This is a genomic window from Streptomyces sp. NPDC054840 (genome assembly GCF_053611065.1).
In genome coordinates, this window is the sequence record NZ_JBSGZP010000955.1 from 1 (window position 1) to 2,154 (window position 2,154).

At 69.1% G+C, this 2,154-nt stretch carries 1 protein-coding gene and 1 pseudogene; one reads left to right on the forward strand and one right to left on the reverse strand.

Annotated features, from left to right (window positions below; translation table 11 throughout):
* Window positions 1-34: 34 nt before the first annotated feature.
* Window positions 35-1,366 carry a PucR family transcriptional regulator gene (locus ACWGIU_RS36360; protein ID WP_453712349.1) on the reverse strand — a complete coding sequence of 444 codons (1,332 nt, stop codon included), beginning with the start codon at window positions 1,364-1,366 and terminating at the stop codon, window positions 35-37.
* 596 nt (window positions 1,367-1,962) lie between these two features.
* On the opposite strand from ACWGIU_RS36360, the pseudogene ACWGIU_RS36365 reads away from it, so the two are divergent.
* A pseudogene (locus tag ACWGIU_RS36365) lies at window positions 1,963-2,154 on the forward strand (hypothetical protein); the annotation flags it as partial.

Sequence of the window (2,154 nt, forward strand, 5' to 3'; positions counted from 1 at the left end):
CCGTGATACGGGGCCGGGCCGGGCTGCTTGTGGCTCAGAGGCCGTTGACGCGGGCCATTCGTCCGACGACGACGGGGGTGAAGTCGGCTTGGATCACGCGGGCGGCCCTGCGGCCCACCCTGGAGTGCTGACGCCGGACCTGGGCCATCAGCCGGCGGCTGCGCAGGGCCATCTCCAGCTCGAACCGGGTACGGGGGTCCCGCAGGCCGGTCCCGAAGAGCTTCTCCAGCTGACGCATGCGGTACCGCACGGTCTGCGGGTGCACACTCAGTGCCTTGGCGGCCTCGGGGGCCCCGCCGCCCTCCAGCCAGGCGAGCAGCGTCACCTCCAGCCGTTCGCTCTGGCGGGGGGTCAGGTCCGCCAGCGGACGCAGCCACCGGGCGGCCAGCGCGTGGGCCAAGGGCTCGTCCTGAAGGAGCAACAGGGTGGAGAGGTGGTCGTCCACGAAGACGGGCCGGGTTTCCAGACCGGGACGGGCGGGTGTCAGTGCGGCCAGGCGGAGCGCCCAGCGCAGCGAGGATGCCGTGTCACGGAGCGGTACGGCGTGGCCCACGGCCGCGAACCGGCCGCGGAGCAGGTGTTCCAGCGGGGCGCGGGTGTCCGGATCGGGGCTGGGGACGAGCAGGCACGGACGGCCGGCGAACATTCCGACGAGGCAGTGGTCCAGTACGGCGGCGAGTTGCTGGGTCTCGCCGGGCGTGGCGGGCACGATGGCCCGTACGGCGAGCGGGAGAGGCCAGCCGGCCGCCTCCGCGAGCTCGCTGAGGGACATCTCGGATGCGTCCCTGTCATCGGTGAGGGTTTTGAAGAGGTCGTGCCGCGCCCGGTCGCTCTCGCGGACGCCTTCATGCCGGGCCTCGTGCCGGCTTTCCTGCCGGGCTTCGCGCAGGCCCTCGTTGCGGACCTCGCGCAGCCCCTCACGGAGGTCCTCACGGAGGCCCTCGTTGCGGGCCTCATTGCGGGCCTCGCGAAGACTTTCGTGCCGGCCCTCGTGCGTGACCTCGCACTCGTGCCGGGCCGCGATTCCGACCTCGATCCCGTGCTCGACCCTGCTGTCGAACTGGCTCTCGATCTTGACCTGGTTCTCGATCTCGTCCTCGCTCTCGGCCTGTTCGTCATGCTCGTCCGGTGCTTGTTCCCGGGGCTGTTCCTGGTAGCCGAGAACGGTGAGGAGAGCCTCTTCCACCCGCTGCCGGAACAACTCGTCATCAATGGCATCGTTGTCATCGATAAGTACGGAAAATTCCGGAATTCCATGCAGAAGCTCCTCCACTATCTCGGCGGCCAGCGCGGGCAGCTCCCTGCGCAGGACGCGCGTCCACTCGCCACGTGGGCGGGACCAGATGCGGTTCAGAAGTTCACACATCGTTTTCCTCGTTCGTGCCGGGGTGAGGCTTGTCCGGGGAAGAGCGACAAGCCCGCCGAGGTTGCCTCCGACGCCAACATCCTTGCCTGACGTAGGAGTTGCGGCCCTCGTACTCCCTCCTGGAGAGGTCCGACCACTTACGGTCCCGTTCTTTTACTTTGTTTTTGCCGTCAGGGACGCGTAGGTGACGGGCGGCGCGGTGGCCTGTCGCAACCCCCGCTGGAGGGGAATCTTCCGGTGTTGTTCGATGCCCCGGAGACGCGGTGCGAGAAATTATCACGTTTCGATAAATCCTGTGGAGCTGCTGTGTAGCTCCACGATGCTGCTGCACTCCGGCCCCAAGTTCCCTCGGCCGGCGCGGAGTTCGACAGCGCTGCCGGGCACGACACAAAGACCCTCGGGTGCCGAGCGCCAGGTGGAGTGCTCGGAGCCCAGGCGCACAGGAGAACTGGATGCCCCTGCCCCAGCCTCAAATGCCCAGCTCACACAGAGCCCGCCGCAGGAGCCGCCACGCCGCGGCTGTGGCTTCGGCGGCAGGACGGAGGGCCCTTCGGCGGCCCTCCCTCCTGCCCACGGCCGGAAGACTGAGCCCCGGCGTGCTCTGCGCCGTGGGCGCGGCCATCGTGGCCGTCACCGTGGCCGCCCGAGCGGGCGCCCTGACCCGACTATGGGACTTTCTCGACTTCGGGGCGGGCGTGCTGTCGCTCGTCTCACTCACCGCCACCGTCCTTTGGGGACTGGCCGCGACCGACCGGGTCATCCTCGGTTCGGGCCACCGGCTGCTCGCC